Raw genomic sequence first — 25,003 nt, forward strand, 5'->3', positions numbered from 1 at the left:
GGGCTCACCCGGCCCCCGGGGCTGATCCCGCCCGGCCCCGAGCGCGCGGGTCAGGGATTGTCGGGTCCACTCGGTAAAGTCGGGCCCGTGACAGCCCGCAGACCGACCCCCGACCGCAGTGCCGCCGACAGCAGCGCCGCCGCCGATCGAGCCGCCTCCGATCGACACGACGCCGCGGTGTTCTCGGCTCTGCAGGACGGACCGGGTTCCCGGCCCGACCCGGCAGAGGTCGAGGCACGCCGGGTCCGGTTGCTCGCGGGCGCCCAGACCACGATGAACGACCTGGCCGACGTGCTGGCCCCGCTCGCGACGGCATTCGGTGACGCCGGGCACGAGCTCTACCTGGTGGGTGGCAGTGTCCGCGACGCCGTGCTCGGCCGACTGGGCACCGACCTGGACTTCACCACGGACGCCCGGCCCGAGACGGTGCGGGCCATCCTCGACGACTACGCGGACGCGGTGTGGGACACCGGGATCGAGTTCGGCACGCTCTCGGCCGTCAAGAGGGACGGTGGCGGGATCGAGCAGCAGATCGAGATCACCACGTTCCGCGCCGACTCCTATGACGGGGTGACCCGGAACCCCGAGGTCGTCTTCGGTGACACCCTCGACGGTGACCTGATCCGGCGCGACTTCACGGTCAACGCCATGGCGGTGCGTCTGCACCCGGACGGGCGCCAGGAGTTCGTCGACCCCCTGGACGGGATGGACGCCCTGCTCGCCGGCGTCCTGGACACCCCGGCCGCGCCGGAGCAGTCGTTCTCCGACGACCCGCTGCGCATGCTGAGGGCCTGCCGGTTCGTCTCCCAGCTGGGGTTCACCCTCGCGCCGCGGGTGTTCCGCGCGATGGCGGAGATGACCGGGGAGATCGACCGCATCACAGTCGAACGGGTGCGGACCGAACTCGACAAGACCATCCTCGGCGACTACCCGATCGACGGCATCAACATGCTGTGCGAGGCCGGGTTGGCCGATCGTGTGCTGCCCGAGGTGCCCGGCATGAAGCTCGAGCGCGACGAGCACATGCAGCACAAGGACGTGTACTGGCACTCGCTCACGGTGCTCAAGCAGGCCATCGACCTCGAACCCGAGGGGCCCGACCTCGTGCTCCGCTGGGCGGCGTTGCTGCACGACGTGGGCAAGCCCGCCACGCGGGCGCCCAAGCCCGGCGGCGGCGTGACCTTCCACCACCACGAGGTGGTCGGCGCGAAGATGGTGCGCAAGCGCATGCGTGCGCTCAAGTACTCCAGGCAGATGATCGAGGACGTCTCCGGCCTGGTGTTCCTCCACCTGCGCTTCCACGGGTACGGCGAGGGTCAGTGGACGGATTCCGCGGTGCGCCGCTACGTCTCCGACGCCGGTCACCTGCTCCCGCGCCTGCACCGGCTGGTCCGGGCGGACTGCACGACCCGCAACAAGCGGCGGGCGGCCAAGCTGCAGGCCAACTACGACTCGCTGGAGCGGCGGATCGTCGAGATCGAGGAGAAGGAGGACCTCGCCCGGGTCCGCCCCGACCTCGACGGCAACGAGATCATGACGCTGCTCGACCTCAAGCCGGGGCCCGACGTCGGTCGCGCGTGGGCGTATCTCAAGGAACTGCGCCTCGATCGCGGCCCGCTCGACCGGGATGAGGCCGAGGCCGCGCTCCTGAGCTGGTGGGCCGAGCAGAACGAACCGCAGCAGAACGGCGATCCGGCATGATCGGCGGAGCGGTCGACCGCTACCTGGGCTCGGCCGCTGCGCGGGTCGTCGTCGTCGTCCTCGCCGTCGTCGGCACGCTGCTGCACACCGTGGGCATCCCGGGGTTGCAACAGATCCCGCCGTACCGCATCGACCTCGACGTCTACCGCGTCGGCGGGCAGGTGTTCCGCGACGGTGGCGACCTCTACGGCGAGCTGCCCCAGCTCGCCCAGGGCGCCCACCTGCCGTTCACCTATCCCCCGCTGTCGGCGCAGCTCTTCTCGCTGTTCACGCTGGTGCCGTTGGCGGTCGCGTCCGCACTGATCACGCTGGCGACCATCGCGGTGCTGGCCTACGTCGTGCAACTGGTGCTCACGCGCACGTGCGAACGCCCGCAGCGCGAGTTGTGGTGGCTCACCGCAGCCGTGGTGGCGGTGGCACTGTGGTTCGGCCCGGTGCGCGAGACGATCGGGTTCGGGCAGGTCAACGTCTTTCTCATGGCGCTGGTGCTGGTCGACGTCATCCGCGGTCGCGGCCGCTGGTGGGGCGGCACCCTCACCGGGCTGGCGATGGCCATCAAGCTCACCCCGGCGGTGTTCCTGCTGTACTTCGTGCTGCGGCGCGACTGGCGTGGGCTGGCCACGGCGGTCGTCTCGGCGCTGGCGTTCACCGGGATCGGGCACCTGCTCACCCCGGACGACTCCGCCCGCTACTGGACGTTCGCCATCCGCGACCCGGCCCGGATCGGCGGTCTGGCGTTCACGTCCAACCAGTCGGTGAACGGGTTCGTGCACCGACTCGGCTTCGAGGACACCGCCGCGTCGGTCGCGTGGTTCGTGGTGTCCGCGGCGATCGGCCTGGGGATCGCGTGGGTGGCGTGGCGGCTGCTGCGGTCCGGCCACGAGGTGGCCGCCGCGGTCGCGGTGGGGCACGTGGCCCTGTTCTGCTCGCCCGTGTCATGGGGACACCACTGGGTGTGGGCGGTGCCCGCGGTCGTGCTCACCCTGGTGTGGGCCGACCGCGCGGGACGAGATGACGACGACGACGAGCGCGGCTGGCTCGCCCTGGCCGGCAGCGGCGTGGTGATCTTCCTGGGCACACCGCAGTGGTGGGTGCCGCACAGTGAGGGCCGCGAACTCGGCTGGGGCCCGCTGGAGCACCTCGTCGGCAACGCCTACCTGATCTGGGCGGCGGTCTTCCTCGTCGTCGTCGGTGTTCGGGCCACCCGTCTCGGCCGCCCCGACCTGGGCGGCGATCCCGAACGACCCGCGCTGCTCGCCAGGGCCACCGCGAGCAGCTGAGCGCCCGCCGTCAAGGCGGAACGACGATCTGTGGAATGCGGTTCCTCGCTCCACAGATCGCGGATCGGGGCTGGCCCGGGCCGGGCGGTCGGGACACGATTCTGGGCATGGACTACTTCTTCGGAGACGGCGTCGGGGACCCGACGCAGTGGCAGGGCGAGCCCGACCTCACCCTCGGAACCGGTGCCGCGGACGCGCTGTGGCTGGACTTCGACGGCGACGGATACGCCGACGACGCCCTGTGGGACTCGGACCTCGACGGCGCCGCCGACCGCGTGGTGACCGACGTGGGCACCGGCGCCCAGGCCGCCTACGCCGATGACGGCGGACGCGGCGTGTGGAACGTCTACGCCGGGGGAGCCGGCGCGCTCGCCGCGGGGTCCGTGGGCGGCGGGTCTGTCGGGGGCGGCATGGGGTCCGTCGGGGCCGGCTCCCTGGCGGCCGGATCGGTGCTGGCAGGAGCCGAGGGTGCGGGCGCGCTGATGGGCGGTTCGCTGGCCGCGGGGGCGGACGGGCTGGCCGCCGGCTCGGAGGCGATGGGCGGGCTGCCGGACTGGGGCGCCCTGCTGTCGGATGCCATCGGCGCGATCCACCACGGGTCGGCCGCTGCAGCGGATTCGGCCAGGTGGTCCACTCCCCCGGTCACGGAACCCGATCCGGTGCCGCCGCCCCCGCCGGTCGTGCACACCCCGGCCCCGGAACCCGCGCCGGTGCAGGGCGGGACCGTTCCCGAACCCGCGGAACCGGTCGTCGAGGACGACGGCTCCATCACCGTCGACACGGGCAGCGGGATGCTGTCCGTGGCGGACATGAACGGCGACGGGCGGCTCGACGCCGCGTTGCCGTTCGAACCGCCTCATCTCGAGCTCCCGCACATCGACGCGGGTTCGGTTGCCGGATCGCTCGACGTGGGGGTCATCGACGCCGGCGCTCTCGGCGGTGGCTCGATCGGCGACGACTCGGTTGGTGGTGGCTCGGCCGGTGGGGGCGCCGGAGCTGCCGGTTCCGCCGCGGCGGGCTCGGCTGCGGCGGGTTCCGCTGCCGCCGGGTCGATGGGCGCGGGTTCGGTCGGCGCAGGGAGCGTCGGCGCAGGTTCGGTCGGTGGCGGTTCCGTGGGTGGCGGCTCGGTGGGCGCAGGCTCGGTGGGTGGCGGTTCGGTCGCCGCGGGCTCTGTGGGCGGGGGCTCAGTCGGTGGTGGCTCGATCGGTGGCGGTTCGATCGCCGCGGGTTCGCTCGGGCTCGGCTCCTGACCTCGTGCGCGTGGCCACGAATGCCGCGATCACCGCGGCGACGGCGTACAGCGCGGCCGGGACCAGCATCAACGACACCGACCGTCCGTCGGCGGGCACCAGCGGCAGGACCGCGACCATCCCCACCACGAACGCCGAGTTGAACAGCGCGTCCTGCAGTGCGAAGACCCCGCCGCGGCGGGCGTCGGGGACGTCGGTCTGCATGGCGTTGTCCGCGACGAGCTTGACCACCTGGGCGCCCAGACCGATCGCCACCGCGCCCACGACCAGCGCCGTCGGCTCGAGGGTCGGGCCGACCGCGAGTTGCGCGACCCCCGACAGCACCGCGCCCGATGCCACGACGACGATCCGCCGCCGACGGGCGATGGCCCAGGGGGTGACGACGGCGGCCAGACCCATGCCTGCGGCCACCGCCGCCGACATCAGTCCGAACCCACCCATCCCGGCCACGACAGGGCCGCCCACGCCGCCGGACTCGGCGTCGCGCAGCAGCAGGATCGCCAGCATCGTGGTGATCCCGAACGCCGCTCGGCCGAGCGTCACGCCGGTCAGCGACACCCACACGAGGGCCGTGGACCGGGCGGCCCGGACGCCCTCGGCCAATCCACCGGCGAACAGGGACAGCGCATCTAGTGCCACGCCCCGGCCGGGATCAGCGCTGAGCTCGTCGTCGTCGGGTCCCAGGTGCCGGCGCGGTAGCGCCAGGATCGCCCACACCCCCACCAGCGCGGCGACCACGGACGGCACGAGGGTCCACGACACCGCGGCGTCCCCGGCGCCGAGGACGGCCAGGACGGCGAACGCCGCGACCGCGCCGACGGCCGTGATGATCGACCCCACGGTGACCAGAACCGAGTTGGCGCCGGCGAGGATCCGGTCGGGCACCACCTTGGGCATGGCCGCGGTCATTCCGGTGTTGATGAGGCGGCCCAGCCCGATGGCCACGAGCGAGAGCGCGAACAACATCGGCAGGCCCGCCCCCGTGTGCACGGCGCCGGCGGCGACCAGCGCGATGGTCGCGATGATGGCCACCGTCCTGACCAGCGCCGCGACCGCGACGACGACCCGACGATCCCAGCGGTCGAGCGCGGCGGCGGCGAAGGGTCCGATGACCGAGTACGGCAGCAGCATGACGGCGAACCCGCCGACGATGGCGGCGGGCGTCGTCGCGGACTCGGGGCTGAACAACACGATCCCGCCCAGCGCGGCCTGGTGGATCCCCTCACTGAGCAGGGCGGCCAGGCGCGCCGTGGACAGCCGGCCGAGGCCGTCCGACTCCCGCAGTGCGGCCGCCAGTCGTCCGCGCGGGGGGCCGACCGGATCGGCGGACAGTGAGGTCACGCGAATCACCGTAGCGCTCGCCGCACGAGCGGCGACCATCGCGGCGGGACCCGATCGAGGGGACGCGCGTGTGGGTCGTCGGCGACGGGGGCATCATGGGGACATGGACACGGGACCGGACGATCTGGGCGGCGGCGGCCTGTTCGGCGACCGCCTCTACTCCGCGATGGACAAGCGTGATCCCGTCGCCGGGTCGCTGCTCATCGCGGCGCCCGACATGCCCGATCCCAACTTCCAGCGCGCGATCATCTACATGATCGAGCACGACCACTCGGGCTCCCTGGGCGTCGTCATCACCCGCCCGAGCGAGACCGAGGTGGAGTCAATCCTGCCCGCCTGGGCCGAGATCTGCGCTCCCCCGTCCGTCTTCCACATCGGGGGTCCGGTCAATCCCGACACCGGGATCGCACTGGTGGTGCTCGGTTCCGGCGTGGACGGTGACCGGTTCGTCGGGCTCCAGCAGATCGAGGGCCGGGTGCACGTGGTGGACCTGGACAGTGACCCCGACCTGCTGCGCGACCACGTCGAAGGGATGCGGGTGTTCGTCGGATACACCGGCTGGGCCCCCGGGCAGCTGCAGGACGAACTCGACCGCGGCGACTGGTACGTCGCCCCCAGCCTGCCCAGCGACCTGCTCGCCCCCGCCCGCGTCGACGTGTGGGGTGCGGTACTGCGGCGTCAGGAGATGCCGCTGCCGCTGTACGCCACCTTCCTGGAGGACGGGGACGTCAACTGACGGCCGGCGCCCCGGGTGAGTCTCATTATATGGGAGACAGTTTCTAGTTTGTGGGATCGAGTCTAGGCTCGTGCAGGTGGAGACGGTGAAGCATGAGTCGACCGCGGTGACCCCGCGGCACTGGCTGGTGCTGGCGGTCGCCACGTTCGTCGCGGCGTCGGGCTCGGCGTTCGTCGTCGGCGTGGGCTTCCTGCTCCCCCACCTCACGACCGTCGAAGGGCTGTCACTCTCGCGGGCCGGGGTGCTGGTCGCGATGCCGCTGGTGGGGATGGCCACGGCCCTGATCGCGTGGGGTTGGCTCGTCGACCGGACGAGCGAGAAGCTGGTCCTGGTCTCCGGCTCGGTCGGTGCCGCGCTGGCCCTGGCAGCCGCACTGTTCGTCGAGTCGTTCACGCTGCTGGCGATACTGCTGCTGGTCACCGGCGCCTTCACCGCCTCGGGGAACTCCGCGAGCGGGCGGCTGGTCGTCAGCTGGTTCCCGGCCCACCGCCGCGGGCTCGCCATGGGAGTCCGGCAGATGTCGCAGCCTGCCGGATCCGCCGTCGCGGCCATGACCTTGCCGCTCCTCGCGCAGTCGTACGGATTGGCCGCGGCCTTCGCGGTACCCCTGGTCATGGCCGTGGTCTCGGCGGTCGCGGCCCTCGTCGTCGTCACCGACCCGCCTGGCCACCTGGCTGCTCCCCCGTCGGCGCCGAGCGCCGCGGTTCCCACGGTGACCGGCACGGCGTCAGCGACCCGTCCCTCGGCGGACGGGTCGCCGTACCGCGGCTCGGACTACCTGGCCCGGGTGCACGGCGCGTCGGTGCTCCTCGTCCTGCCGCAGGGCATGCTGCAGGCGTTCCTGCTGGCGTGGCTCGTGCTGGGGCACGGCTGGTCGGCGGTCTCCGCGGGAATCGTGGTGACGGCGAGTCAGGTGCTCGGGGCGGTCGCCAGGATCGTGGCCGGCGCGGTGTCTGACCGCGTCGGGTCGCGGATGAGACCCCTTCGCGCTGTGGCGATCTCGGTCACCGGCGGCCTGGCAGCCCTCGCTGTGGCCGAGGCGCTGGGAGCCCCCGGGGTGGTGGCCGTGACGCTCGGCGTGGTCGCGACCGTGCTCTCGGTGTCCGACAACGGCCTGGCGTTCACCGCCGTCGCCGAATACGCCGGCCCGCGGTGGAGCGGGCGCGCGCTGGGCGTGCAGAACACCGCGCAGTTCGTGGCGATCGCGGCGTCCACTCCCCTGGTCGCTGCCGTGATCGAGGCGGTCGGCTACTGGCCGGTGTTCGCGGGCGCGGCGGTGGTCGCCGCGGTGGCGATCCCGCTGGTGCCGCGCGCAGACGTCGTGCGGGTCTGACGAGGGGCTGGCCGCGGGCCGGGCCTGCCCCGACGGCCGCTGAGTCAGGACGTCCCGGCCGGCAGGGGTTCGCCTCGGTACTGCCCCACCGACCACACGTTGCCCTCCGGGTCGCGGGCGGGAAAGGTGTGATCCCCGTAGTCGGTGTCGTGGAGCTCCATGACGATCTCGGCGCCCGCCGCCCGGGCGCGCTCGTAGACGACATCCGCGTCGGCGGTGACCACGTAGGCCAACCCGGTTCCCGGCGGCATCGCATGGGGATCATCCGGCCCCGGCCGTTGGTCACCGAGCATGATGCCGCCACCCTCGGGCCACAGCAGTTCGGCGTGCACGATGCGGCCGTCCTCGGCATGGGAGACGGTCTCGACGAAACCCAGTGCCTCGACCAACCAGTCGATGACGGCGCGGGCGTCCGAGCACCGGAAGCAGTGCCACACGGTCGGAGCGGCCGGGGTCCCGGGCTGGTGTGCGTTCATGCCCCGAGTCTGCGCCGACCTGCGCGAGCGCGGAAGGGCTCCGACGGGGGTGATGCCAAATCGTGGCTGGCTAGACTGCCCGGCGTGCCGAACGCCCCCTCCACCAGCGCAGAGATCCGCAAGGGTCTGGCCGACTGCTCGACCGTCGGCCTGGGACTCGTCCCGCTCGGTCTGGCGTTCGGGGTGCTGATGACGCAGGCGGGGTTCGACTGGTGGTGGGCGCCGGTGTTCTCGATCGTCATCTACGCGGGCTCCATGGAGTTCCTCGCGATCGGCCTGCTCACCGCGGTCACTCCCCTGTATTCGCTGGCCGCCGCGGCGTTCCTGGTGAACTTCCGGCACGTCTTCTACGGGCTGAGCTTCCCGATCGAATCCATCCGCTCTCGGCTCGGCCGACTCTATGCCGTCTACGCCCTCACCGACGAGGTGTACGCGATCACCGCCACCAAGCGGCGCGTGGAGATGACCGGCGCCCGGACGCTGACCATCGCGATCACCTGCCAGTCGCTGTGGGTGGTGCCGGGCATCGTCGGTGCGCTCGTGGGATCCGCGCTGCCGGAAGGACTGGACGGGCTGCAGTTCGCGCTGACCGCCCTGTTCGCCGTGCTTGCGGTGGACGCGTGGCGGTCCTCGGGAGACCTGCCGGCGCCGGTGATCGGCCTGGTCTGCGGCCTGGTCGCGGCGGTGGTCGCGCCCGGTCAGATGCTCATCGTGGGCCTGTGCGCGTTCGTCGTAGTGCTGTTGCTGCGCTACGTCTGGGCCGCGCGCACCGAGCGGGCCGCGACGTGACCGCCGCGGTGCCCGGGACCGCCTACCTGCTCGCCGGGCTGGGCGTGATGTTCCTCGTGACGCTCGCGCTGCGGGCCGCACCGTTCCTGGCGCTGACCCGGCTGCGCGATTCCGGCGTCGTCCGCTATCTGGGCCGCACGATGCCCGCTGGCGTGATGGTCGTGCTGGTGGTCTACACCCTGCGGGACACGACCACCGAGCTCGGCTCGTGGGTGCCGGCGGCCGTCGCGCTGGGGCTCACTCTGGCTGTGCACCTGGCGTTTCGACGGGCCGCGGCGAGCATCGTGCTGGGGACCGCGACCTACATGCTGCTGCAGACCCTGCTGGTGTGAGCCTGCCGGCCCCGCCTGCCGCTCAGTGGACCACCGGCCACTTACCCAGGTCGACCTTCCACTCGGTCAGGCCGTTGAGCCACCCCGACCGGAGCCGCGTGGGGTCGCCGAGCGCGGTCAGATCCGGGAAGTAGTCGGCGACGGCGTTGAAGATCAGCTCGAGCTGCATCTTCGCGAGGTTGGCTCCGAGGCAGTAGTGCGGGCCCTGGCCGCCGAAGGTGACGTGGGGGTTCGGATCGCGCAGGATGTTGAAGCTGAAGGGGTCGTCGAAGACCTCCTCGTCGAAGTTCGCGGAGCCGTAGCAGATCAGGACGCGGTCGCCCTTCGCGATCGACACGCCTCCGATCTCGGTGTCCTCCATGGCGGTGCGCTGGAACTGGGTGATCGGCGAGGCCCACCGCAGGATCTCGTCGTAGGCGGTCTCGGGCCGCTCGCGCTTGAACAGTTCCCACTGCTCGGGGTGCTCGAGCATGGCGACCATGCCGTGGGTGGTGGCGTTGCGGGTGGTCTCGTTGCCGGCCACGGCCAGGAGGGTGACGAACCAACCGAACTCCTCGGCGGACAGGTGCTCGCCGTCGACGTCGGCCTGGACGAGCTTGGTCACGATGTCGTCGCGCGGGTTGGCGGCGCGGTCCTCGGCCATGGCGTTCGCGTACCCGATGAGCTCCATGGACGCGATGGCGGGAGCGTCGGGGTCGCCGCCGGCGTCGTAGCTGGTCATGATGTTGGACCACTCGAAGATCTTGTGGCGGTCCTCCTGCGGCACACCCAGCAGGTCGGCGATCGCCTGGAGCGGCAACTCGGAGGCGATGGCGGTGACGAAGTCGTCGGCGTTCGACTCGGCGGCGGCGGTGACGATCTTGCGTGCCCGGTCGGCGAGCTCGTCGCGCATCCCGGCCACGCCCCGGGGGGTGAACCCGCGGGAGATGATCCGCCGGTGCTTCTTGTGGATCTCGCCGTCCTCGTTGACGAGCATCGACCGCTGGGCCTCGATGATCGATCGGTCGGTTCCCTCGGCGAACCGCGGGATCATCGTGTTCTCGCCGGCGGAGAACACCTCCCCGGTCAGGCGCGAGATCTCCTTGACGTCGGCATGCTTGGTGACCAGCCAGTAGTGGTCGTCGTCGAACCCGTCGGAGCCCGCGCGCTTGTCGACGCGGTGGATCGGCTCGGACTGTCGGAGCTGGCGCCACTCGTCGTGGGGGAGCCGCTTCTCGAACAGATCAGGGTCGGTGAAGTCGAAGCCTGCCGGGATGGTGACGTCCATGGTGTCTCCTGGGGCTGGTCGCCCGCCGGGTCCGGCGGGGATGAAACCGTGAATAGTGGTAACTATATACACGTGGCACTATCTTCGAGTGAGATTCTCGACCGCGCTCTGATGCTGGCGGAGCAGATGTCGGGGTCGATCGCGCGCGCGGCGGCGAACTACGACCTGACGGTGCCGCGGCTCGAGCTGTTGTTCGTCCTGGGTCTGCAGGGCGAGTGCAAGCAGGTGGAGCTCGCCACGTATCTCGATTGCTCGCCTCGCCAGGTGACCGCGCTGGTGGACGGCCTGGTGGCCAGCGGGCACGTGGAGCGCACGATGCCGCCGGACGACCGGCGGGTGCGGTTGGTGAACCTGACGGAGAAGTCACGCCGGATCGTGGATGAGGTGGTGACGGCGCGCGTCGGACTCGCCGACTGGCTGTTCGAAGGATTCGACGACGACGAGCTGCAGGCGTTCGGCGCGGTGTCCGAGAAGTTGGTCTCCCGGATGAGCGGGCGGGCGCTGAGTCGGCTCCCCGAGCAGTGAGTCGAGCTCGGCCGTTGGGTCACGCCGGCCGTTGAATCAGGCCGAGCAGGTAGCGCACCCGGTGTCCGCGCGGGCGTATTCGACAAACCCGCGGGAGAGGTAGTTGGGGACGGCGGCGGGGGAGTCGTCGTCGCAGGTGTGTAGCCATACCCGACGGCACCCGGGGACGTTCCAGGCGATGCGGCAGACTTCGGAGAGGAACCAACCGCCCAGGCCGCGGCCGGCGAATTGGGGGAGCAGGCCGAAGTAGACGATCTCCACGTCGACGCCGTCGTCCCCGGCACCGTCGGAGTTGTTGAAGGCTGGACCGGTGGTCTCGTCGCAGGGGCTCATGCGAAGTTCGGCGAACCCGACGACCTCGCCTCCCCGGGTCGCGCGCAGCGTGCTGACGCACGGGTCGGAGCAGTACGAGGCCCAGTCTCCGTCTGCCCACTCCAGCCGATCGATCCAGTTCCAGTCGCCGCCGATCTCGCGGTACATCCGCGAGTTGAACGACGGCTCGGCGGGGAAGACGCGGGAGATGGTCAGCTCCGCACGGCCAGCGGGACGCAGGTGGTCGGCGTCGGTCTGCTGGAAGTAGGTCACGCTGGTCATCGGGTTATTGAAGCACCGCCGCCCTCCCAGACCCAACATTCGCGGGGGGAGGGCGGCGAGATGATCAGCCACGCGGGGTGCGGAGCCTGCGCTATTCGGCTGACCGCTTGTCGTACCGACTCAGTTGAACGAGATGTGCGGAACGCCCGGGAGGTTCAGGTTGTTGACGGACCCGGCAGCGGCGTCCTTCGCCTGGTTGAGCGCATCGGTGATTCCGTTCTGCACTCCGACTGCTGCGTGGGGACTGGCTCCGATTGCGCCCGCACCTGCACCCAGGGCGGCTGAACCGCCTGCTGCAGCGCCAGTGCCGGCGATGCCAGCGATTGCGGTGCCAGCGGTCGCGACTGGGCCGGCTGCCAACGCGGCGCCAACCACAGGTGCTGCGATGGGGCCGAGAGACGCCAGGGCGGAAATGATCAGTCCGGAGATGGCGGTGGCTGCTGCGAGCATGAGTGATCCTCTTTCTCTTGGTGGGATGGGCCTGACTGGTTCTGCGTCAGGGGATATTGAGTTGTCTGGGCGCGATCGGTGGTTGGGGGATGATCTCCCCGCGTCCGCCGAGGTCGATGGTGATGGTTTCGGGGACCGGTGGCGCTGGCGCGGGCGCCGGAGCGGGCCGGTACGGGGCCGGAGCGGCCGGCTGCGCGGGGAACACCGGCACCCGGACGGCCGGCGGCCGGGCTGGCGCGACCGGCGCGTGCGCGGCGGCCGGGCGGGCCGGCGACGACTCGCGTTTCGGCGAAGGCAGTCGTTCGCTACTTGCCGGCGCGGTCGAGGTCGAGGAGGTGGAGGACGAAGGTTGCGTCGAGGTAGTGGAGGGTGCGGCTGATGTGAGGTCGGACTGCTGCACCGAGGACGCCACCGGCCCAGCCGCTGTGGCTGTCGCCGTCCCCCCGGAGAGCCAGGCCGCTCCCGCTCCTGCCGAGAACCCGAGCAGGGCCAATCCGGCGAGAACCATGAGCGACATGGAGCGAGCGAGTGGCGGGCTTGTCGAACGCATGGGCACCCCTCCTTGAGTCATATGCCCGTGCGCCATTCGTCCGGGCGGATGCTGAACCCCTCAGCACATGCGGCGTGAACATTAAGACTGTGTCGGCGGTGCCTCAACGTTTTCCTCACTAACGAGACCGGCCGGCGAATAATCCTGTGACCTGCTGATATGTCGCCAAAACCGGAGAATGAAGCGAACCCGCAGGTAACGGCGATCAGCAAGTGAATCGCGGTGACATAGCGAATCTGTGAGAAGACACTGATTCGTGATCGGGATCACAGTCGAATGCGACCCGCACTGATGTGGAGCGACCAGTTGCGAGTTGTCCCGAGATCCGTACTGTCGCGGTATGGCTAACGTTCTGATGATCATGTCCGCAGCCGACCATTGGACCCTCAAGGACGGGTCGGAGCATCCCACCGGTTTCTGGGCCGAAGAGTTCGTGGCCCCGTACGAGGTGTTCACCTACGCTGGCTGGTCCGTCACCGTCGCGACCCCTGGTGGGCGTGCTCCCACCGTCGACCAGGCAAGCCTCGGCGAAGGCGCCGGCGACCCGGAGACCCTCGACAAGGTCAAGGCCTCGCTCGACCGGCTCGCGCCCGTTCTGAACTCGCCGGCCGACCTGGCCTCCGTCGATCACAACCAGTTCGACATCGTGTTCTACCCGGGCGGCCACGGCCCGATGGAAGATCTCGCCACGGACGCGACCTCGGGCGCGATCCTCACCGAACGCGTCCGCGCGGAGAAGCCCGTTGCGCTGCTGTGCCACGCCCCGGCGGCCGTCCTCGCGGCGACCGATGACGCGGGGTCGTCTCCCTTCGCGGGATACAAGATGACCGGGTTCTCCAACGTCGAGGAGGAGCAGGTCGGCCTGGCCGAGAACGCGCCGTGGCTGCTCGAGGACAAGCTCGTCGAGCTCGGCGCCGAGTACTCCTCGGCCGCCGAGCCGTGGGGAACGCACGTGGTGGTGGACCGCAACGTCTACACGGGTCAGAACCCCCAGTCCTCCGAGGAACTGGCCAAGCGGATGGTCTCCGACCTGGGATGACTCCGTGCCGGTGAGCCATATCGTTGACCGCCACGCCGTCATCGACGGCCACCGGATCTCGTTCGGCGTACACGGCGAGGGCGAACCCGTGGTCTTTCTCCACGGAACGCCCTCGTCACGGAACGCCCTCGTCGTCGTACATCTGGCGCGACGTGGTTCCCGTCCTCACCGGGGCCGGGTACCGCGTCCACGCCTTCGACCTCCTCGGATACGGGCTGTCGGAGCGGCCGCGGGACCCCGACGTCGACACGTCGATCACCGGGCAGGTCGCCGTCCTGGAGGGACTGTTGGGGGGTGGGGACTCGACACGTTCCACCTGGTGGCCCACGACATCGACGGCGGGATCGCGCAACGCTTCGGCGTGCAGTCGACCGGGCGCGTGCGTTCCCTGACCCTCATCGACGTGGTGAGCTTCGACAGCTACCCCTCCGAGCGCACCCGGCAACAGATGGCCGACGGGCTCGACGAGCTGGCCCGTACGCCGGACGCCGAACACCGGGCGCACTTCCGCGACTGGCTGCTGTCCACGCACAGCGACCCGGCGAGCTTCGACTCCGCCGCGATCCCCGGCAGCGAACTGCATCTCATCGAGAACTGTGGCCGCTTCGCGCCGGAGGAACGCCCGGCCGAGGTCGCCGCGGCACTCCGGGCATTCCTCGATGCCCACCGGGGCTGACGGGGCCCACGGCGCTCCGGGCCCGAGATCCCGGCCAGACCTGGCACCGCCTCCGTTGCCGGGGCCCGTGTGAGGATTGTGCCCGTGACGCAACCGTCAGAGTCGAAGGTCCGAGGCTGGGCCGCGCTCGCCGTGGTCGCCTACGGCGCCGTGGTGGTGGCGCTGACCATGCTCAAGGCCTTCTTCGTGATCGGGCTGCTGTGGCGACCGGAATCCCAGCGCGGCCGCTCGGTCGAATGGGTACCGTTCGCCCAGTTCCGGGACGCCCAGACCTGGTTCGGCCCGGTGTTCGACGCGCTCGGCAACCTGGCCTTCTTCTTGCCGCTCGGGGTGCTCCTGTACATCCTGCTGGAGGGCCGGGCCAGGGCGGTCCTCGTCGTCGTCGTCACCGGATCGGCGATCAGCGCGACGGTCGAGGTCCTCCAGTACGTCCTCGCCCTGGGACACTCCGACGTCACGGACCTGCTGTTCAACACAGCCGGGGCGCTGGTCGGCGCCCTCATAGCGCGCGCCTGCGGCCCGCGCCTCCACCCACTGTGGATCGGTCTCGCGCTCACCACCGCTGCGGTGTTCGCCGTCCTGGTCGTCCTCGGTCCGCGCCTGGGCGACCCCGCCGCAGTGGTGGAGCTGGGGACGGGCAGGCCACCGGCGCGGTGACCCGCGGCGGGCTCGTCACGCCCCCGGAGCCTCCTAAGCTCCCGCGCCGCGGTCGGTGTCGGTGCCAGTGTCTGCGGCCCGCCCGTACCGGCCGGCCAGCCACGCGCACACGATCAACTGGATCTGGTGGAACAGCATCAGCGGCAGGACCAGGAGCCCGATCGGCTGGCCGACGAACAGCACGGCCGCCATCGGCAACCCCGTGGCCAGCGACTTCTTGGACCCGCAGAACTGCACGACGCGCTTGTCCCGGTCCTCGAAACCCAGGGCCCGGGAGGCGAGTTCGGTCAGACCCAGCACCACCGCGAGCAGCACGCAGCACGCGACGATCAGCCAGGCCAGCTCGGCGGCGCCAATCGTCGACCAGATCCCGTCGGCGACCCCGTCGGAGAACGCCGCGTAGACCACCAGCACGATGACGGTCTTGTCGAACAGGGCGATCCGCTTGATCCTGCGGATGACCGGCAGGACCCAGGTCCGCAGGAGCTGGCCCACCACGAACGGCAGGAGCAGCTGCAGGGCGATCGTGCCGACCGAGTCCCACGTGATGACCACGGACCCGTCGGTGGTCATCAGGGCGAAGACCAGCAGGGGAGTGATCACGACACCCAGCAGGTTGGACACCGACGCCGACACCACCGCCGCGCTGACGTGCCCGCGGGCGATCGCCACGAAGGTGATGGACGACTGGACGGTCGACGGGACCAGCGTGAGGAACAGGAACCCGGCGGCCAGGGAGGCGCCGAGCACGGGCGTGAGGAGCCACTGGCCGAGCAGGCCGAGGAGCGGGAACAGGAGATACGTCGAGGCGAGCACGACCGAGTGGAGCCGCCAGTGCGTGAGGCCGACCACCAGCTCCCGGGGCTCGAGGCGCGCGCCGTAGAGGAAGAACAGCACGGCGATGCCGATCGTCGTCACCCAGTCGAGCGCGTCGGCCGCGCCACCGGTGGCGGGCAGGAACGCGGCGACCACCACCGCGGCCAGGATCGCCAGGATGAACGGCTCGATCCGGAGACGACGCAGAATGCCCATCCGCCTATTCCACCACCAGGGCGGCGGGGGCCGACCGATAGGCTCGGCACCATGACGGAGCGCAGGCGATGACCGGACAGGCCGGACAGGCCGGACAGGCCCCGGAGGGGTGGCGGCCCAGGGCGTTGCGGGACGGCGAGGAACCGGACCCCCGGTTCACGCTCGCCAACGAGCGCACCTTCCTGGCCTGGATCCGCACCAGCCTCGGGTTGACGGCGGGCGCCGTGGCGATGGAGGCCTTCGCGGGGGACGAGATCCCCGAGATCGTCCGCACGCCGCTGGCCTGCATCCTGCTGGTGCTGGCGGCGGTCCTCGCGATCGTGGCGTTCCGGCGGTGGGTCCGGATCGAGGCCTCGATGCGTCACCAGCGGCCGCTGCCCATGCCGCAGGCATCCATCCTGCTGGTGCTGGGGATCTCGATCGGCGCGGTCCTGCTCATCGTGGCGATCCTGGGCGGCACCTTCGCATGAGCACGCCCCGGCAGCGGCGGATCGGGGTGGAACCGCGGGCGGTTCCGCCCGACGCGGGATTGGCCGCCGAGCGCACCAGCCTGTCGTGGGCCCGGACGTGGGCCGTGGTGGGCGTGAACATCATCCTCGTGGCCAAACTGGTCGCGGAGACGTCGGTGTTCTGGGCGTCGGTGTTCTCGTTGCTCACCGTGGTCCCGCTGCTGGCGCTGCTCCGGGTGCAGCGCCACCACGAGCGGCGGGTCGGGCGGTTCGTCCGCGGGGCCGAGGTGCCGCAGACCCGGGCGACCCACAACGTCGGTCTGGTGGTGTTGGTCGTCGTGATGGCCACCTGCGGCCTGGTCGCCGTGCTGGTCAGCCTGTCGAACTAGCAGCTGAGAGCGCGTGGCCCGGCCCCGCGCGGGTGGTTGCCGGGGCCGGGAGCGGAGGTGTCAGGTGTTCTTGGCCCGCCCGCTGAGGGCGTCGCGGAGGCGGTCGACCATGCCGACGCCGGGTCCCAGGGTCATGTGGAACAGCTCGGAGTGCGGTGAGCCGGGGTGCGGCCGGGTGGGGGCGATCTTCTTGGCGGCCTCGACCTTGCGGCCCAGGTCGACCAGGTCCTCGGCGGAGATGTGCTTCCGCATCTTGGGGAACTGGTCCGACTCCTCGTCGTCGGCGTGGTGGTCGAGGAGTTCCTTGAACCGCTTCACGGTGGCGATGAACTCGGCGCTCCCGGCGTCCAGGCCCTCGAGCTCCTTCATCACCTCTTCGAGTTCCTGGTGTTCTTCCTTGTCGTGCTCGACCTCGTCCGTGCCGTCCGGCACCTCGCGCTCGTAGACGGGGTACACGAACAGTTCTTCGGCCACGGAGTGGCGTACGACCTCGGCGATGGCGGAGTCCGCCAGCGAGCGACGCTCCTCCGGGTCGGCGGTGTCCTCGATCAACTCGAGGAGTCCGACCATCTCGCGGTGGTCGGCGGTGAGGATGTCGACGACGTCCCCGGCGGCTGCGGTGTCGGCCATGAGGCTCTCCTTCGCGGTGTGAGACGGATGGACCTCTCGACCGTAGAGGCGACCGTGCGCGACGGCCACCGGACCGACGGCCACCGGAGGAGCCGGGGGCCGGTTCGGTGGGGGCCCAGTGGCCGGCTCGCGGCCGGGTCAGTGACCCGTGCTCTCCGTCTCGCACATGCCCTGCAGGACGCAGGTGCCGCAGCCGCCGGTCACGCCGCAGTCCGCGGCGGGGTCGCCGGGCGTGGAGCCGGCGGGGGAGCAGGAGGCGGCGCCGTCGGGGGAGGAGCCCGCGTCACCGCAGGTCGAGGCGTCGGTGGCGGCGGGGTCGGCTGCGCCGGCGGAGTGGCCGCCGCAGCCGTCGGGGCCGCAGCCACAGCCGCCCTGGTCACCGGATGTGGCGTCCCACCTGGCCGCCGCGCGTGCCCCGGCCAGGCCGGCGACGCTGAGCAGGGCGAGGGAGGCGACGAGGGAGACGACGACGACGAGGCCGCCGACCCATCCGCCGATCAGTCCCAGGGCGAGCGCACCGAGCAGCAGCACGAGACCGGCGCCGAGGAACGAGGGTGCGGCGGCGCGGTTGGCGAGTTCCCAGGCCTCGGGGGAGCGGCGGGTCTCCGGGGTGCGTACGCCCAGGACGCCGTTGCCGGGCAGTCTCCCGACGAGCGCCGCGACACCCGTGCCCGCGAGCACGAGGGCGAGCCCCACGAGGAGCACCATGACCACCACGAGCACTGCGTTCACGCCACCGAGGGTACGCCCGCGACGTCGGATCTCCGATTCGACTCAGCCCCGCCGGGACCCCGGACCTGGGCGAGCAACCGGGCGAGTTCGCGCTTGTCCTTCGCGCTGAGGCGGTCGAGGAACTCCCGCCGCACCGTGGCGACGTGATCGGGCGCGGCTTTCTCGATCTCGGCCATGCCCTCGTCGGTGGTGGACACGAACGCCCCGCGGCCGTCGTCGGGGCAGCTGGTGCGCTCCACGAGTCCGCGCTTGACCATCCGGGTGACCTGGTGGGACAGGCGGCTGCGCTCCCACTGCAACGCGTCGGCGAGCGCGGTCATCCGCAGCGGACCGTCGGCCTCGCTGAGGTAGACCAGCACCTCGAACTCGGGCTCCGTGAGGCTCGACGAGGTCTTGAGGTCGCGCTGGATCTCCAGATGCAGGCGCCCCTGGATCGCGAGGTAGTCACGCCACAGCGCCTTTTCCTCGTCGTCCAACCATCGCACGTCCTGACCCGGAACCTGTTCAGCCATGCACCCAGCGTACCCGGTTAGTTGACACAACACATAGGGCCCGGTTAGGAATGTGTGTCACATCATCTACTGAGGGAGTCGCATGACCGCCAACACCGCCACCACGACCGCCGACACCACCACCGCCGCGCGGCCGGCCACTGCGCCCCCGGCCCCCGTCGAGACCCGCCTGCTGCCCGTGCCGGCGATCGTCCGCGATATCGGCCTGCTCCTCGCCCGTGTCCTGCTGGGCGCCGTGCTGATCGTCCACGGCGGGCAGAAGCTCTTCGTCAACGGCGTGGACGGCACCGGCGCCTTCTTCGAGTCGGTCGGCGTCCCCGCGGCCCAGGCCGCGGCCGCGTTCGCCGGTGCCGTGGAACTCGTCGGCGGCATCCTGCTCGTCCTGGGTCTGCTCACCCAGGCGGTGGCCGTCCTCGTCGTCGTCGTCATGGTCGGTGCCTACGCCTACGTCCACAAGACCGCCGGCATCTACGCCGCCGACGGTGGCTGGGAGCTCGTCGCCGTGATCGGCCTGGCCGTCGCCGTGTTCGGTCTGGTCGGCACCGGGCGCTACAGCCTCGACGCCCTCATCGCCGGGCGCCGCGCCGCCAGGGGCTGATCAACCCCGCCCTCGGCCGACGGGGCGGTGCCCACACGCTGACGCGGCCCGACCCGCCCCAGGGTTTAGGCTGGACACCGCCTGCGTGTGGGCACCGGCGATACCAGGGAGAGCAGACAACCGTGAGCAGCAGCGACCAGACCGTCACCGGCGTGCAGTCCGAGACCGGACCGCAGTCCGACACCGGACCGGCCCACCGCTACGGAGCCGGGTTGGCCGGGGAGATCGAGTCGCGCTGGCAGACCGAATGGGCCGAGCGCGGCACGTTCGAGGCCCCGAACCCCGTCGGCCCCCTCGCCGACCCGGACGGCGCCGCCCCGCCCGAGGACAAGCTCTTCGTCCAGGACATGTTCCCCTACCCGTCGGGCGCCGGCCTGCACGTCGGCCACCCGCTCGGCTACATCGCCACGGACGTCTTCGCCCGCTACAACCGCATGCTCGGCACCAACGTCCTGCACACCCTGGGCTACGACGCCTTCGGCCTGCCCGCCGAGCAGTACGCCGTCCAGACCGGTCAGCACCCGCGCGTGACCACCGAGGCCAACATCGCCAACATGGAGCGCCAGCTCGGCCGCCTCGGCCTGGGCCACGACCGCCGCCGCGTGTTCGCCACCACCGACACCGACTTCTACCGCTGGACCCAGTGGATCTTCCTGCAGATCCACGGCTCCTGGTACGACCCCGAGGCCCCCGCCCGCGCGATCGACGGCGGCGAGCACCCCACCCGCACCGGCCGCGCCCGGCCCATCGCGGAGCTGGTCGAGCAGTTCGTCTCCGGTGCCCGCCCCCTGCCGGGCGAGTACGCCGGCCGCGACTGGGCCGAGCTCTCACGCGCCGAGCAGGAGAAGGTCCTCGACGCCCACCGGCTGGTGTACCTCTCCGACTCCACGGTCAACTGGTGCCCCGGGCTGGGCACCGTCCTGGCCAACGAGGAGGTCACCGCCGAGGGCCGCTCCGAGCGCGGCAACTTCCCCGTCTTCCGCAAGAACCTGAGCCAGTGGATGATGCGGATCACCGCCTACGCCGACCGGCTGGTCGACGATCTCGACCGCCTCGACTGGACCGACAAGGTCAAGTCCATGCAGCGCAACTGGATCGGCCGCTCGCAGGGCGCCCGCGTCCGCTTCGCCGTGGCGGACCAGTCCATCGAGGTGTTCACCACCCGCCCCGACACTCTCTTCGGCGCCACCTACATGGTCCTGTCGCCCGAGCACCCGCTGGTCGACGAGCTGGCCGGCCCGTTCTGGCCGGAGACCGGCGCGGCCGGCGCGGCCGGCGCGGCCGGCGCGGCCGGTGCAGGCGGTGCGGGCGCCGGGGGCGGGCTCGACGAGCGCTGGACCGGCGGCCACTCCTCGCCCGCCGAGGCCGTGATGGAGTACCGCCGGCGCGCAGCGCAGAAGACCGACCTGGAACGCCAGGAGAACAAGGAGAAGACCGGCGTCTTCCTCGGCGCCCACGCCATCAACCCGGTCAACGGCGAGCAGATCCCCGTGTTCGTCGCCGACTACGTGCTCATGGGCTACGGCACCGGCGCGATCATGGCCGTGCCCGGCCACGACGCCCGCGACCACGAGTTCGCAGGAGCCTTCGGCCTGCCCATCGTGCAGGTCGTGGCGCCGGCGGACGGTGCCGGGATCGACGTGCAGGCCGAGGCCTTCACCGGCGACGGCGTCGCCGTGAACTCCACCAACTCCGGCGGGCTGGTGCTCGACGGGCTGGCCGTGGACGAGGCAAAGGCCGCCACCATCGACTGGCTCGAGGGCCAGGGCACCGGCGAGGGCATCATCCAGTACAAGCTGCGCGACTGGCTGTTCGCCCGCCAGCGCTACTGGGGCGAGCCGTTCCCGGTGGTCTACGACTCCGACGGCGTGCCCCACGCCCTGCCCGACGAGATGCTGCCCGTCGAGCTGCCCGAGGTCGAGGACTACAAGCCCGTCTCGTTCGACCCCGACGACGCCGACTCCGTGCCCTCCCCGCCGCTGGCCAAGGCCACCGACTGGATGACCGTCGAACTCGACCTGGGCGACGGCCTGCAGACCTACACCCGCGACGCCAACGTCATGCCCAACTGGGCCGGCTCGAGCTGGTACCAGCTGCGCTACATCGACCCCACCAACTCCGAGCAGCTGTGCGCACTGGAGAACGAGCGCTACTGGACCGGGCCCCGGCCCGAGACCCACGGCGCGGACGACCCGGGCGGCGTCGACCTCTACGTGGGCGGCGTCGAGCACGCCGTGCTGCACCTGCTCTACTCCCGCTTCTGGCACAAGGTGCTATTCGACCTGGGCCACGTCACCAGCGAGGAGCCCTACCGACGCCTGTACAACCAGGGCTACATCCAGGCCTTCGCCTACACCGACGCCCGTGGCGTCTACGTGCCGGCGGCCGAGGTGACCGAGCGCGACGGGAAGTTCTACTGGACCGACACCTCCGCCGGCGCCGACGCCGCCGAGATCGAGGTCACCCAGGAGTACGGGAAGATGGGCAAGTCGCTCAAGAACTCCGTCTCCCCGGACGAGATCTGCGACTCCTACGGCGCCGACACCCTGCGCGTGTACGAGATGTCCATGGGCCCGCTCGACACCTCCCGGCCCTGGGCCACCAAGGACGTCGTGGGCGCGCACCGCTTCCTGCAGCGGCTGTGGCGCGTGGTGATCGACGAGAACACCGGCGAGGTCCGCGTCACCGACACCGAGTCGGCGGACGGCGCGCCGGGCGAGGACGTGCTCAAGGCGCTGCACAAGACCATCGCCGGGGTCCGCGACGACTTCGCCGGCCTGCGCGACAACACCGCGATCGCCAAGCTCATCGAGTACGTCAACACCCTGACCAAGACGTACCCGACCGAGGGGCCGGGCGCCCCACGCTCGGTCGTCGAGCCGCTGGTGCTCATGGTGGCGCCGGTCGCCCCGCACCTGGCCGAGGAACTGTGGTCGCGCCTCGGGCACACCGGGTCGCTGGCCCACGGGCCGTTCCCCGAGCACGACGAGTCCTACCTGGTCGAGGACTCCGTCGAGTACCCGGTGCAGATCAAGGGCAAGGTGCGCTCGCGCATCACGGTCCCCGCCGACGCCTCGCCCGCCGACGTCGAGGCGGCGGCTCTGGCCGACGCGAAGGTGCAGGAGAACCTCGGTGGCGCGGCGCCCAGGAAGGTCATCGTGGTGCCGGGCAAGATGGTCAACATCGTCCCCTGAGTCCGGCCCCAGATCCGGCCCCTGTTCTGGCCCCGGCCCCAGATCCGGCCCCGGCCCCGTATCCGCTATCCGGATTCCGGATCCGCTACTCCCGTGCGGGTAGCCGATCCGGAATCCGGGTAGCGGATGTCGTGCGTGGGCGGGGTCTCCGGGGAAGTGGCCGCCCTCAGCCGGCCCGGACGAACACCGCCGAGGACGAGACGATCAGGTACGCCGTGGTGACCATCCACATCGCATAGGTCGCGTACAGCCACGGCCGCCACCGGATGCGCTGCTTCCACCGCCGGTAGGTCGTCACGCCCGCCATCACCGCCAGGATGATCGACAGCAGCAGCGGCAGGACGACCACCTCGACGCGGTCGGCGGTCATACACAGCGCCCCGTCGTCCGTGCACTCGTCGTTGATGCCGCCCTGCAGCATGACGATCACCGTCGCCAGGGTCACGATCGCGACTATCGACAGCAGCACATACCGGAAGGCCAGGGTGCCCTGCCGCTCGTTCCGCTCGAGGCGCTCGAGCGGGTCGTTGATCTCACCGAACTCGGCAGATGTCATTCGATCCTCCCGCCGAACCCGTTGTGACCGCCCGCCGCGGCCACCTCGTCCACCGTGTCCAGACCCAGCTGCTCGTCCGTCACCGGCGGGAAGAGCGGACCCCCGCCGAAAGCACCGCGGTGCGACAGGGGGACCTCGCCGTCGTCGTTCCTTATTCCCTTCTCGCGCCCGTACTCGGCGGTGATGACGGTCGAGCCGCTCATCCGGGCCAGGTCGGGGTCCTCGGCGAGGGCGGCGATGACCCGTCCGACGAAGGTGGGGTCCTCGGCGCGGTCGAGCGGGAAGCCGTTGAAGTCGTCCATCCCCAGCGACAGCAGCAGCTCCGTGCGGATGAGGCCCAACCACAGCGAGAGGGTGGAGACCCCTGCGCCGGCGAGTTCGTGCGCCATATCGGAGGCCATCTTGTCGAGGGCGGTCTTGCTCATCCCGTAGAGCACGGTGTGGAACGGTGCGCGAGAACCGAACGACGAGATGTTCACCATCAGCCCGGAGCCCTGCGGCACCATCACCTTGGCGGCCTCGCAGCTGGCGACGTAGTGCGCGCGCAGTCCGACGCCCATGAGGGCGTCCCAGTCGCCAGCGGGCCGCTCCCAGAACTTGCCGTTGAACCCCATGAAGCCCTTGGGGTTGGTCCACACGTTGTTGACCAGCAGGTCCAGGCGTCCGGTCTCGTCTGCTATCCGGGCGACGACGGCGACGATCTCGTCATCCCGGGAGTGGTCGCATTTGAGTGCGCGGATCTCGCCCGGGGCGCCGGAGGCCGCGTCGATCGTGCCCTGCAGGCGCTCGGCGGACCGGCCGGTCACGTAGACCGTCCACCCGGCCTGCGCGAGGGCGGTGGCCACACCGCGTCCGACTCCGCGGCTGCCACCGGTCACCAGGGCGACGCGGGCGCTCACGAGTCCGCTCCGGCGGTGGCGGCACCCGGGACGGTGTGGACCTCGGGGTAGGTCACGGTGGCGTCGTCGAGGGTGCGGGTGACCGACCAGCCCGGGGTGAACAGGCATTCGGCCATCACCCAGCGGCCGTCCTCGATGACATACGCATCCGAGTACTCGCCGGTGGAGAGCGTCTCGGTGCCCTTGTCCCGGTCCACCTGGCGGAATTGCAGGGTCCAGGTCCCCGTGGCGCGCCGCGGCGGGCTGCTCGGTCCGCCGCCCTCCACGACGATCGACGGCATGAAGCCGTGGTGCATGTCGAGGATCCGCGGGCCGCCGTCGGAGGCGGTCGCGAGTGCGATCTGACGGAAGATCCCGACCATCGTGTCCGGGTCGGTCCGCCCGAGGGGGCCGAAGTCCAGCACCCCGCCGGAGGCCACGAAGCAGGACCGGAAGCCCTCGGGATCCTTGGCGTCACAGGCCCGCCAGTACCGGTACTTGAGCTGCTCGATCGCCTCGCGGGCGCGGACTTCCTCCTCGTACTGCATAGGGCTCACGTTAGCGTAGGGAGCATGAGCCGAACACTGGTCGAACTATCCGATCGCTGGGACCTGCAGGACCTCATGACCAGGTACGCGACCTGCATCGATTCGCGCGACTTCGACGGGTTGGACCGGGTGTTCACGCCGGACGCCCGCGTGAGTTACGCCGCGTCCGGCGGCCCGGAGGACGATTACCCGGCGGTGCGGGCCTGGCTGGCCGAGATGCTGCCGATCTTCGCCGCCACACAGCACCTCATGGGCAACCTCGAGGTGAGCCTGGACGGCGACTCGGCCACCGGGCGCTGCATGTGCTTCAACCCGATGGCGCTGAAGCCGGTGGAGGAGAAGGACCAGCAGGTGTTCTTCTACGGGCTCTGGTACGTGCTCGACTTCGTCCGCACGGATGACGGCTGGCGGATTTCCCGCCTCAGCCAGCAGCAGGCGTTCCACCACAACCTGCCCTGAGCCGGGGCGGGCCCGCCCCGGCCCGGTCCG

29 protein-coding genes are annotated in these 25,003 nt (G+C 70.9%); 17 read left to right on the plus strand and 12 right to left on the minus strand.

Features of this window, described 5'->3' with window-relative positions; all coding sequences use genetic code 11:
• Positions 1 to 177 precede the first annotated feature (177 nt).
• The 3 genes from J1M64_RS08800 to J1M64_RS08810 are packed head-to-tail and all read left to right on the plus strand — an operon-like array spanning position 178 to position 4,231.
• Complete coding sequence (locus tag J1M64_RS08800; protein WP_206473981.1) at positions 178 to 1,701, plus strand: CCA tRNA nucleotidyltransferase; 1,524 nt, start codon at positions 178 to 180, stop codon at positions 1,699 to 1,701.
• Positions 1,698 to 2,981: a glycosyltransferase 87 family protein gene (locus J1M64_RS08805; protein ID WP_206473908.1), complete on the plus strand. Its 1,284-nt coding sequence runs from the start codon at positions 1,698 to 1,700 to the stop codon at positions 2,979 to 2,981. Before J1M64_RS08800 ends, J1M64_RS08805 begins: the two co-directional genes overlap by 4 nt.
• A 35-nt stretch (positions 2,982 to 3,016) precedes the next feature.
• Entirely contained in the window at positions 3,017 to 4,231 is a 1,215-nt protein-coding gene (locus J1M64_RS08810) for a hypothetical protein (RefSeq protein ID WP_206473909.1), read from the plus strand.
• On the opposite strand, the gene J1M64_RS08815 is transcribed toward J1M64_RS08810, so the two are convergent.
• Positions 4,166 to 5,572 (minus strand): MFS transporter, encoded by a 1,407-nt coding sequence (locus J1M64_RS08815; protein ID WP_307872401.1) that lies wholly within the window; start codon positions 5,570 to 5,572, stop codon positions 4,166 to 4,168. The two genes, J1M64_RS08810 and J1M64_RS08815, sit on opposite strands and share 66 nt — an antisense overlap.
• A 103-nt stretch (positions 5,573 to 5,675) precedes the next feature.
• Between J1M64_RS08815 and J1M64_RS08820 the strand changes: the two genes are divergently transcribed.
• Positions 5,676 to 6,308 (plus strand): YqgE/AlgH family protein, encoded by a 633-nt coding sequence (locus J1M64_RS08820; protein WP_154831014.1) that lies wholly within the window; start codon positions 5,676 to 5,678, stop codon positions 6,306 to 6,308.
• A gap of 85 nt (positions 6,309 to 6,393) precedes the next feature.
• Positions 6,394 to 7,641 carry an MFS transporter gene (locus J1M64_RS08825; RefSeq protein WP_271800016.1) on the plus strand — a complete coding sequence of 416 codons (1,248 nt, stop codon included), beginning with the start codon at positions 6,394 to 6,396 and terminating at the stop codon, positions 7,639 to 7,641.
• A gap of 44 nt (positions 7,642 to 7,685) precedes the next feature.
• On the opposite strand, the gene J1M64_RS08830 is transcribed toward J1M64_RS08825, so the two are convergent.
• A complete protein-coding gene (locus J1M64_RS08830) occupies positions 7,686 to 8,117 on the minus strand; it encodes a VOC family protein (protein ID WP_206473911.1) in 432 nt (143 codons plus the stop codon).
• 84 nt (positions 8,118 to 8,201) lie between these two features.
• On the opposite strand from J1M64_RS08830, the gene J1M64_RS08835 reads away from it, so the two are divergent.
• Entirely contained in the window at positions 8,202 to 8,906 is a 705-nt protein-coding gene (locus tag J1M64_RS08835; RefSeq protein ID WP_206473912.1) for an AzlC family ABC transporter permease, read from the plus strand.
• A complete protein-coding gene (locus J1M64_RS08840; protein WP_119193280.1) occupies positions 8,903 to 9,238 on the plus strand; it encodes a branched-chain amino acid transporter permease in 336 nt (111 codons plus the stop codon). Before J1M64_RS08835 ends, J1M64_RS08840 begins: the two co-directional genes overlap by 4 nt.
• Positions 9,239 to 9,260: 22 nt before the next feature.
• Here the strand turns inward: J1M64_RS08840 and J1M64_RS08845 are convergent, their stop codons facing one another.
• On the minus strand, positions 9,261 to 10,505 hold the full coding sequence (locus tag J1M64_RS08845) for a cytochrome P450 (protein ID WP_206473913.1): 1,245 nt from the start codon (positions 10,503 to 10,505) through the stop codon (positions 9,261 to 9,263).
• A 72-nt stretch (positions 10,506 to 10,577) separates the two neighbouring features.
• Here J1M64_RS08845 and J1M64_RS08850 point away from each other — a divergent pair, with 72 nt between their 5' ends.
• The gene (locus J1M64_RS08850; protein ID WP_301162497.1) at positions 10,578 to 11,030 is read left to right on the plus strand and encodes a MarR family transcriptional regulator; all 453 of its coding nucleotides are present in this window, start codon (positions 10,578 to 10,580) and stop codon (positions 11,028 to 11,030) included.
• A 36-nt stretch (positions 11,031 to 11,066) separates the two neighbouring features.
• Here the strand turns inward: J1M64_RS08850 and J1M64_RS08855 are convergent, their stop codons facing one another.
• Together J1M64_RS08855 and J1M64_RS08860 are read right to left on the minus strand one after the other, a co-directional pair.
• Entirely contained in the window at positions 11,067 to 11,624 is a 558-nt protein-coding gene (locus tag J1M64_RS08855) for a GNAT family N-acetyltransferase (RefSeq protein WP_163376693.1), read from the minus strand.
• A 120-nt stretch (positions 11,625 to 11,744) separates the two neighbouring features.
• Positions 11,745 to 12,074, minus strand: a complete 330-nt coding sequence (locus J1M64_RS08860; protein ID WP_206473914.1) for a hypothetical protein — start codon at positions 12,072 to 12,074, stop codon at positions 11,745 to 11,747.
• Positions 12,075 to 12,964: 890 nt separating this feature from the next.
• On the opposite strand from J1M64_RS08860, the gene J1M64_RS08865 reads away from it, so the two are divergent.
• The 4 genes from J1M64_RS08865 (at position 12,965) to J1M64_RS08880 (ending at position 14,996) form a co-directional block, all read left to right on the plus strand.
• Positions 12,965 to 13,663: a type 1 glutamine amidotransferase domain-containing protein gene (locus tag J1M64_RS08865; RefSeq protein WP_206473915.1), complete on the plus strand. Its 699-nt coding sequence runs from the start codon at positions 12,965 to 12,967 to the stop codon at positions 13,661 to 13,663.
• 152 nt (positions 13,664 to 13,815) lie between these two features.
• Positions 13,816 to 14,055 (plus strand): hypothetical protein, encoded by a 240-nt coding sequence (locus J1M64_RS08870; protein WP_244294415.1) that lies wholly within the window; start codon positions 13,816 to 13,818, stop codon positions 14,053 to 14,055.
• Positions 13,983 to 14,339: an alpha/beta fold hydrolase gene (locus J1M64_RS08875; RefSeq protein ID WP_206473916.1), complete on the plus strand. Its 357-nt coding sequence runs from the start codon at positions 13,983 to 13,985 to the stop codon at positions 14,337 to 14,339. The genes J1M64_RS08870 and J1M64_RS08875 overlap by 73 nt, the downstream gene beginning before the upstream one ends.
• An 84-nt stretch (positions 14,340 to 14,423) precedes the next feature.
• The gene (locus tag J1M64_RS08880; protein WP_307872402.1) at positions 14,424 to 14,996 is read left to right on the plus strand and encodes a VanZ family protein; all 573 of its coding nucleotides are present in this window, start codon (positions 14,424 to 14,426) and stop codon (positions 14,994 to 14,996) included.
• Between the two features lie 33 nt (positions 14,997 to 15,029).
• Here the strand turns inward: J1M64_RS08880 and J1M64_RS08885 are convergent, their stop codons facing one another.
• Complete coding sequence (locus J1M64_RS08885; protein ID WP_154831007.1) at positions 15,030 to 16,028, minus strand: bile acid:sodium symporter family protein; 999 nt, start codon at positions 16,026 to 16,028, stop codon at positions 15,030 to 15,032.
• Between the two features lie 68 nt (positions 16,029 to 16,096).
• Between J1M64_RS08885 and J1M64_RS08890 the strand changes: the two genes are divergently transcribed.
• Positions 16,097 to 16,498, plus strand: a complete 402-nt coding sequence (locus J1M64_RS08890) for a YidH family protein (RefSeq protein WP_206473917.1) — start codon at positions 16,097 to 16,099, stop codon at positions 16,496 to 16,498.
• Positions 16,495 to 16,866, plus strand: a complete 372-nt coding sequence (locus J1M64_RS08895) for a DUF202 domain-containing protein (RefSeq protein WP_206473918.1) — start codon at positions 16,495 to 16,497, stop codon at positions 16,864 to 16,866. The genes J1M64_RS08890 and J1M64_RS08895 overlap by 4 nt, the downstream gene beginning before the upstream one ends.
• Positions 16,867 to 16,926: 60 nt before the next feature.
• Here the strand turns inward: J1M64_RS08895 and J1M64_RS08900 are convergent, their stop codons facing one another.
• From J1M64_RS08900 to J1M64_RS08910, 3 genes are all read right to left on the minus strand, one after another.
• A complete protein-coding gene (locus tag J1M64_RS08900; RefSeq protein WP_206473919.1) occupies positions 16,927 to 17,496 on the minus strand; it encodes a hemerythrin domain-containing protein in 570 nt (189 codons plus the stop codon).
• Positions 17,497 to 17,634: 138 nt separating this feature from the next.
• Positions 17,635 to 18,228, minus strand: a complete 594-nt coding sequence (locus J1M64_RS08905; RefSeq protein WP_206473920.1) for an SdpI family protein — start codon at positions 18,226 to 18,228, stop codon at positions 17,635 to 17,637.
• Positions 18,225 to 18,740 carry a MarR family winged helix-turn-helix transcriptional regulator gene (locus J1M64_RS08910; RefSeq protein WP_096906394.1) on the minus strand — a complete coding sequence of 172 codons (516 nt, stop codon included), beginning with the start codon at positions 18,738 to 18,740 and terminating at the stop codon, positions 18,225 to 18,227. Before J1M64_RS08910 ends, J1M64_RS08905 begins: the two co-directional genes overlap by 4 nt.
• A gap of 82 nt (positions 18,741 to 18,822) precedes the next feature.
• Here J1M64_RS08910 and J1M64_RS08915 point away from each other — a divergent pair, with 82 nt between their 5' ends.
• A complete protein-coding gene (locus J1M64_RS08915) occupies positions 18,823 to 19,338 on the plus strand; it encodes a DoxX family protein (RefSeq protein ID WP_206473921.1) in 516 nt (171 codons plus the stop codon).
• Between the two features lie 122 nt (positions 19,339 to 19,460).
• Positions 19,461 to 22,532 (plus strand): class I tRNA ligase family protein, encoded by a 3,072-nt coding sequence (locus J1M64_RS08920; RefSeq protein WP_307872403.1) that lies wholly within the window; start codon positions 19,461 to 19,463, stop codon positions 22,530 to 22,532.
• 166 nt (positions 22,533 to 22,698) lie between these two features.
• Here J1M64_RS08920 and J1M64_RS08925 read toward each other — a convergent pair whose 3' ends face one another.
• The 3 genes from J1M64_RS08925 to J1M64_RS08935 are packed head-to-tail and all read right to left on the minus strand — an operon-like array spanning position 22,699 to position 24,514.
• Positions 22,699 to 23,088, minus strand: a complete 390-nt coding sequence (locus J1M64_RS08925; protein ID WP_206473922.1) for a hypothetical protein — start codon at positions 23,086 to 23,088, stop codon at positions 22,699 to 22,701.
• On the minus strand, positions 23,085 to 23,987 hold the full coding sequence (locus J1M64_RS08930; RefSeq protein WP_206473923.1) for an SDR family NAD(P)-dependent oxidoreductase: 903 nt from the start codon (positions 23,985 to 23,987) through the stop codon (positions 23,085 to 23,087). Before J1M64_RS08930 ends, J1M64_RS08925 begins: the two co-directional genes overlap by 4 nt.
• On the minus strand, positions 23,984 to 24,514 hold the full coding sequence (locus tag J1M64_RS08935; RefSeq protein ID WP_206473924.1) for a nuclear transport factor 2 family protein: 531 nt from the start codon (positions 24,512 to 24,514) through the stop codon (positions 23,984 to 23,986). The genes J1M64_RS08930 and J1M64_RS08935 overlap by 4 nt, the downstream gene beginning before the upstream one ends.
• Before the next feature lie 24 nt (positions 24,515 to 24,538).
• On the opposite strand from J1M64_RS08935, the gene J1M64_RS08940 reads away from it, so the two are divergent.
• The gene (locus J1M64_RS08940) at positions 24,539 to 24,973 is read left to right on the plus strand and encodes a nuclear transport factor 2 family protein (RefSeq protein ID WP_206473925.1); all 435 of its coding nucleotides are present in this window, start codon (positions 24,539 to 24,541) and stop codon (positions 24,971 to 24,973) included.
• The last annotated feature ends 30 nt before the right edge of the window (positions 24,974 to 25,003 follow it).

The sequence above is a fragment of the Dietzia sp. KRD202 genome (assembly GCF_017168155.1).
In the GTDB taxonomy this organism is placed as follows: Bacteria; Actinomycetota; Actinomycetes; order Mycobacteriales; family Mycobacteriaceae; genus Dietzia; species Dietzia kunjamensis.

Bases quoted from the DNA above. Each gene is read 5' to 3' on its own strand.
- J1M64_RS08805 (WP_206473908.1), top strand. From the start codon at position 1,698: ATGATCGGCGGAGCGGTCGACCGCTACCTGGGCTCGGCCGCTGCGCGG.
- J1M64_RS08810 (WP_206473909.1), top strand. From the start codon at position 3,017: ATGCGGTTCCTCGCTCCACAGATCGCGGATCGGGGCTGGCCCGGGCCG.
- J1M64_RS08820 (WP_154831014.1), top strand. From the start codon at position 5,676: ATGGACACGGGACCGGACGATCTGGGCGGCGGCGGCCTGTTCGGCGAC.
- J1M64_RS08830 (WP_206473911.1), bottom strand. From the start codon at position 8,117: ATGAACGCACACCAGCCCGGGACCCCGGCCGCTCCGACCGTGTGGCAC.
- J1M64_RS08845 (WP_206473913.1), bottom strand. From the start codon at position 10,505: ATGGACGTCACCATCCCGGCAGGCTTCGACTTCACCGACCCTGATCTG.
- J1M64_RS08855 (WP_163376693.1), bottom strand. From the start codon at position 11,624: ATGACCAGCGTGACCTACTTCCAGCAGACCGACGCCGACCACCTGCGT.
- J1M64_RS08860 (WP_206473914.1), bottom strand. From the start codon at position 12,074: ATGCTCGCAGCAGCCACCGCCATCTCCGGACTGATCATTTCCGCCCTG.
- J1M64_RS08865 (WP_206473915.1), top strand. From the start codon at position 12,965: ATGGCTAACGTTCTGATGATCATGTCCGCAGCCGACCATTGGACCCTC.
- J1M64_RS08885 (WP_154831007.1), bottom strand. From the start codon at position 16,028: ATGGGCATTCTGCGTCGTCTCCGGATCGAGCCGTTCATCCTGGCGATC.
- J1M64_RS08890 (WP_206473917.1), top strand. From the start codon at position 16,097: ATGACCGGACAGGCCGGACAGGCCGGACAGGCCCCGGAGGGGTGGCGG.
- J1M64_RS08895 (WP_206473918.1), top strand. From the start codon at position 16,495: ATGAGCACGCCCCGGCAGCGGCGGATCGGGGTGGAACCGCGGGCGGTT.
- J1M64_RS08900 (WP_206473919.1), bottom strand. From the start codon at position 17,496: ATGGCCGACACCGCAGCCGCCGGGGACGTCGTCGACATCCTCACCGCC.
- J1M64_RS08910 (WP_096906394.1), bottom strand. From the start codon at position 18,740: ATGGCTGAACAGGTTCCGGGTCAGGACGTGCGATGGTTGGACGACGAG.
- J1M64_RS08915 (WP_206473921.1), top strand. From the start codon at position 18,823: ATGACCGCCAACACCGCCACCACGACCGCCGACACCACCACCGCCGCG.
- J1M64_RS08925 (WP_206473922.1), bottom strand. From the start codon at position 23,088: ATGACATCTGCCGAGTTCGGTGAGATCAACGACCCGCTCGAGCGCCTC.
- J1M64_RS08935 (WP_206473924.1), bottom strand. From the start codon at position 24,514: ATGCAGTACGAGGAGGAAGTCCGCGCCCGCGAGGCGATCGAGCAGCTC.
- J1M64_RS08940 (WP_206473925.1), top strand. From the start codon at position 24,539: ATGAGCCGAACACTGGTCGAACTATCCGATCGCTGGGACCTGCAGGAC.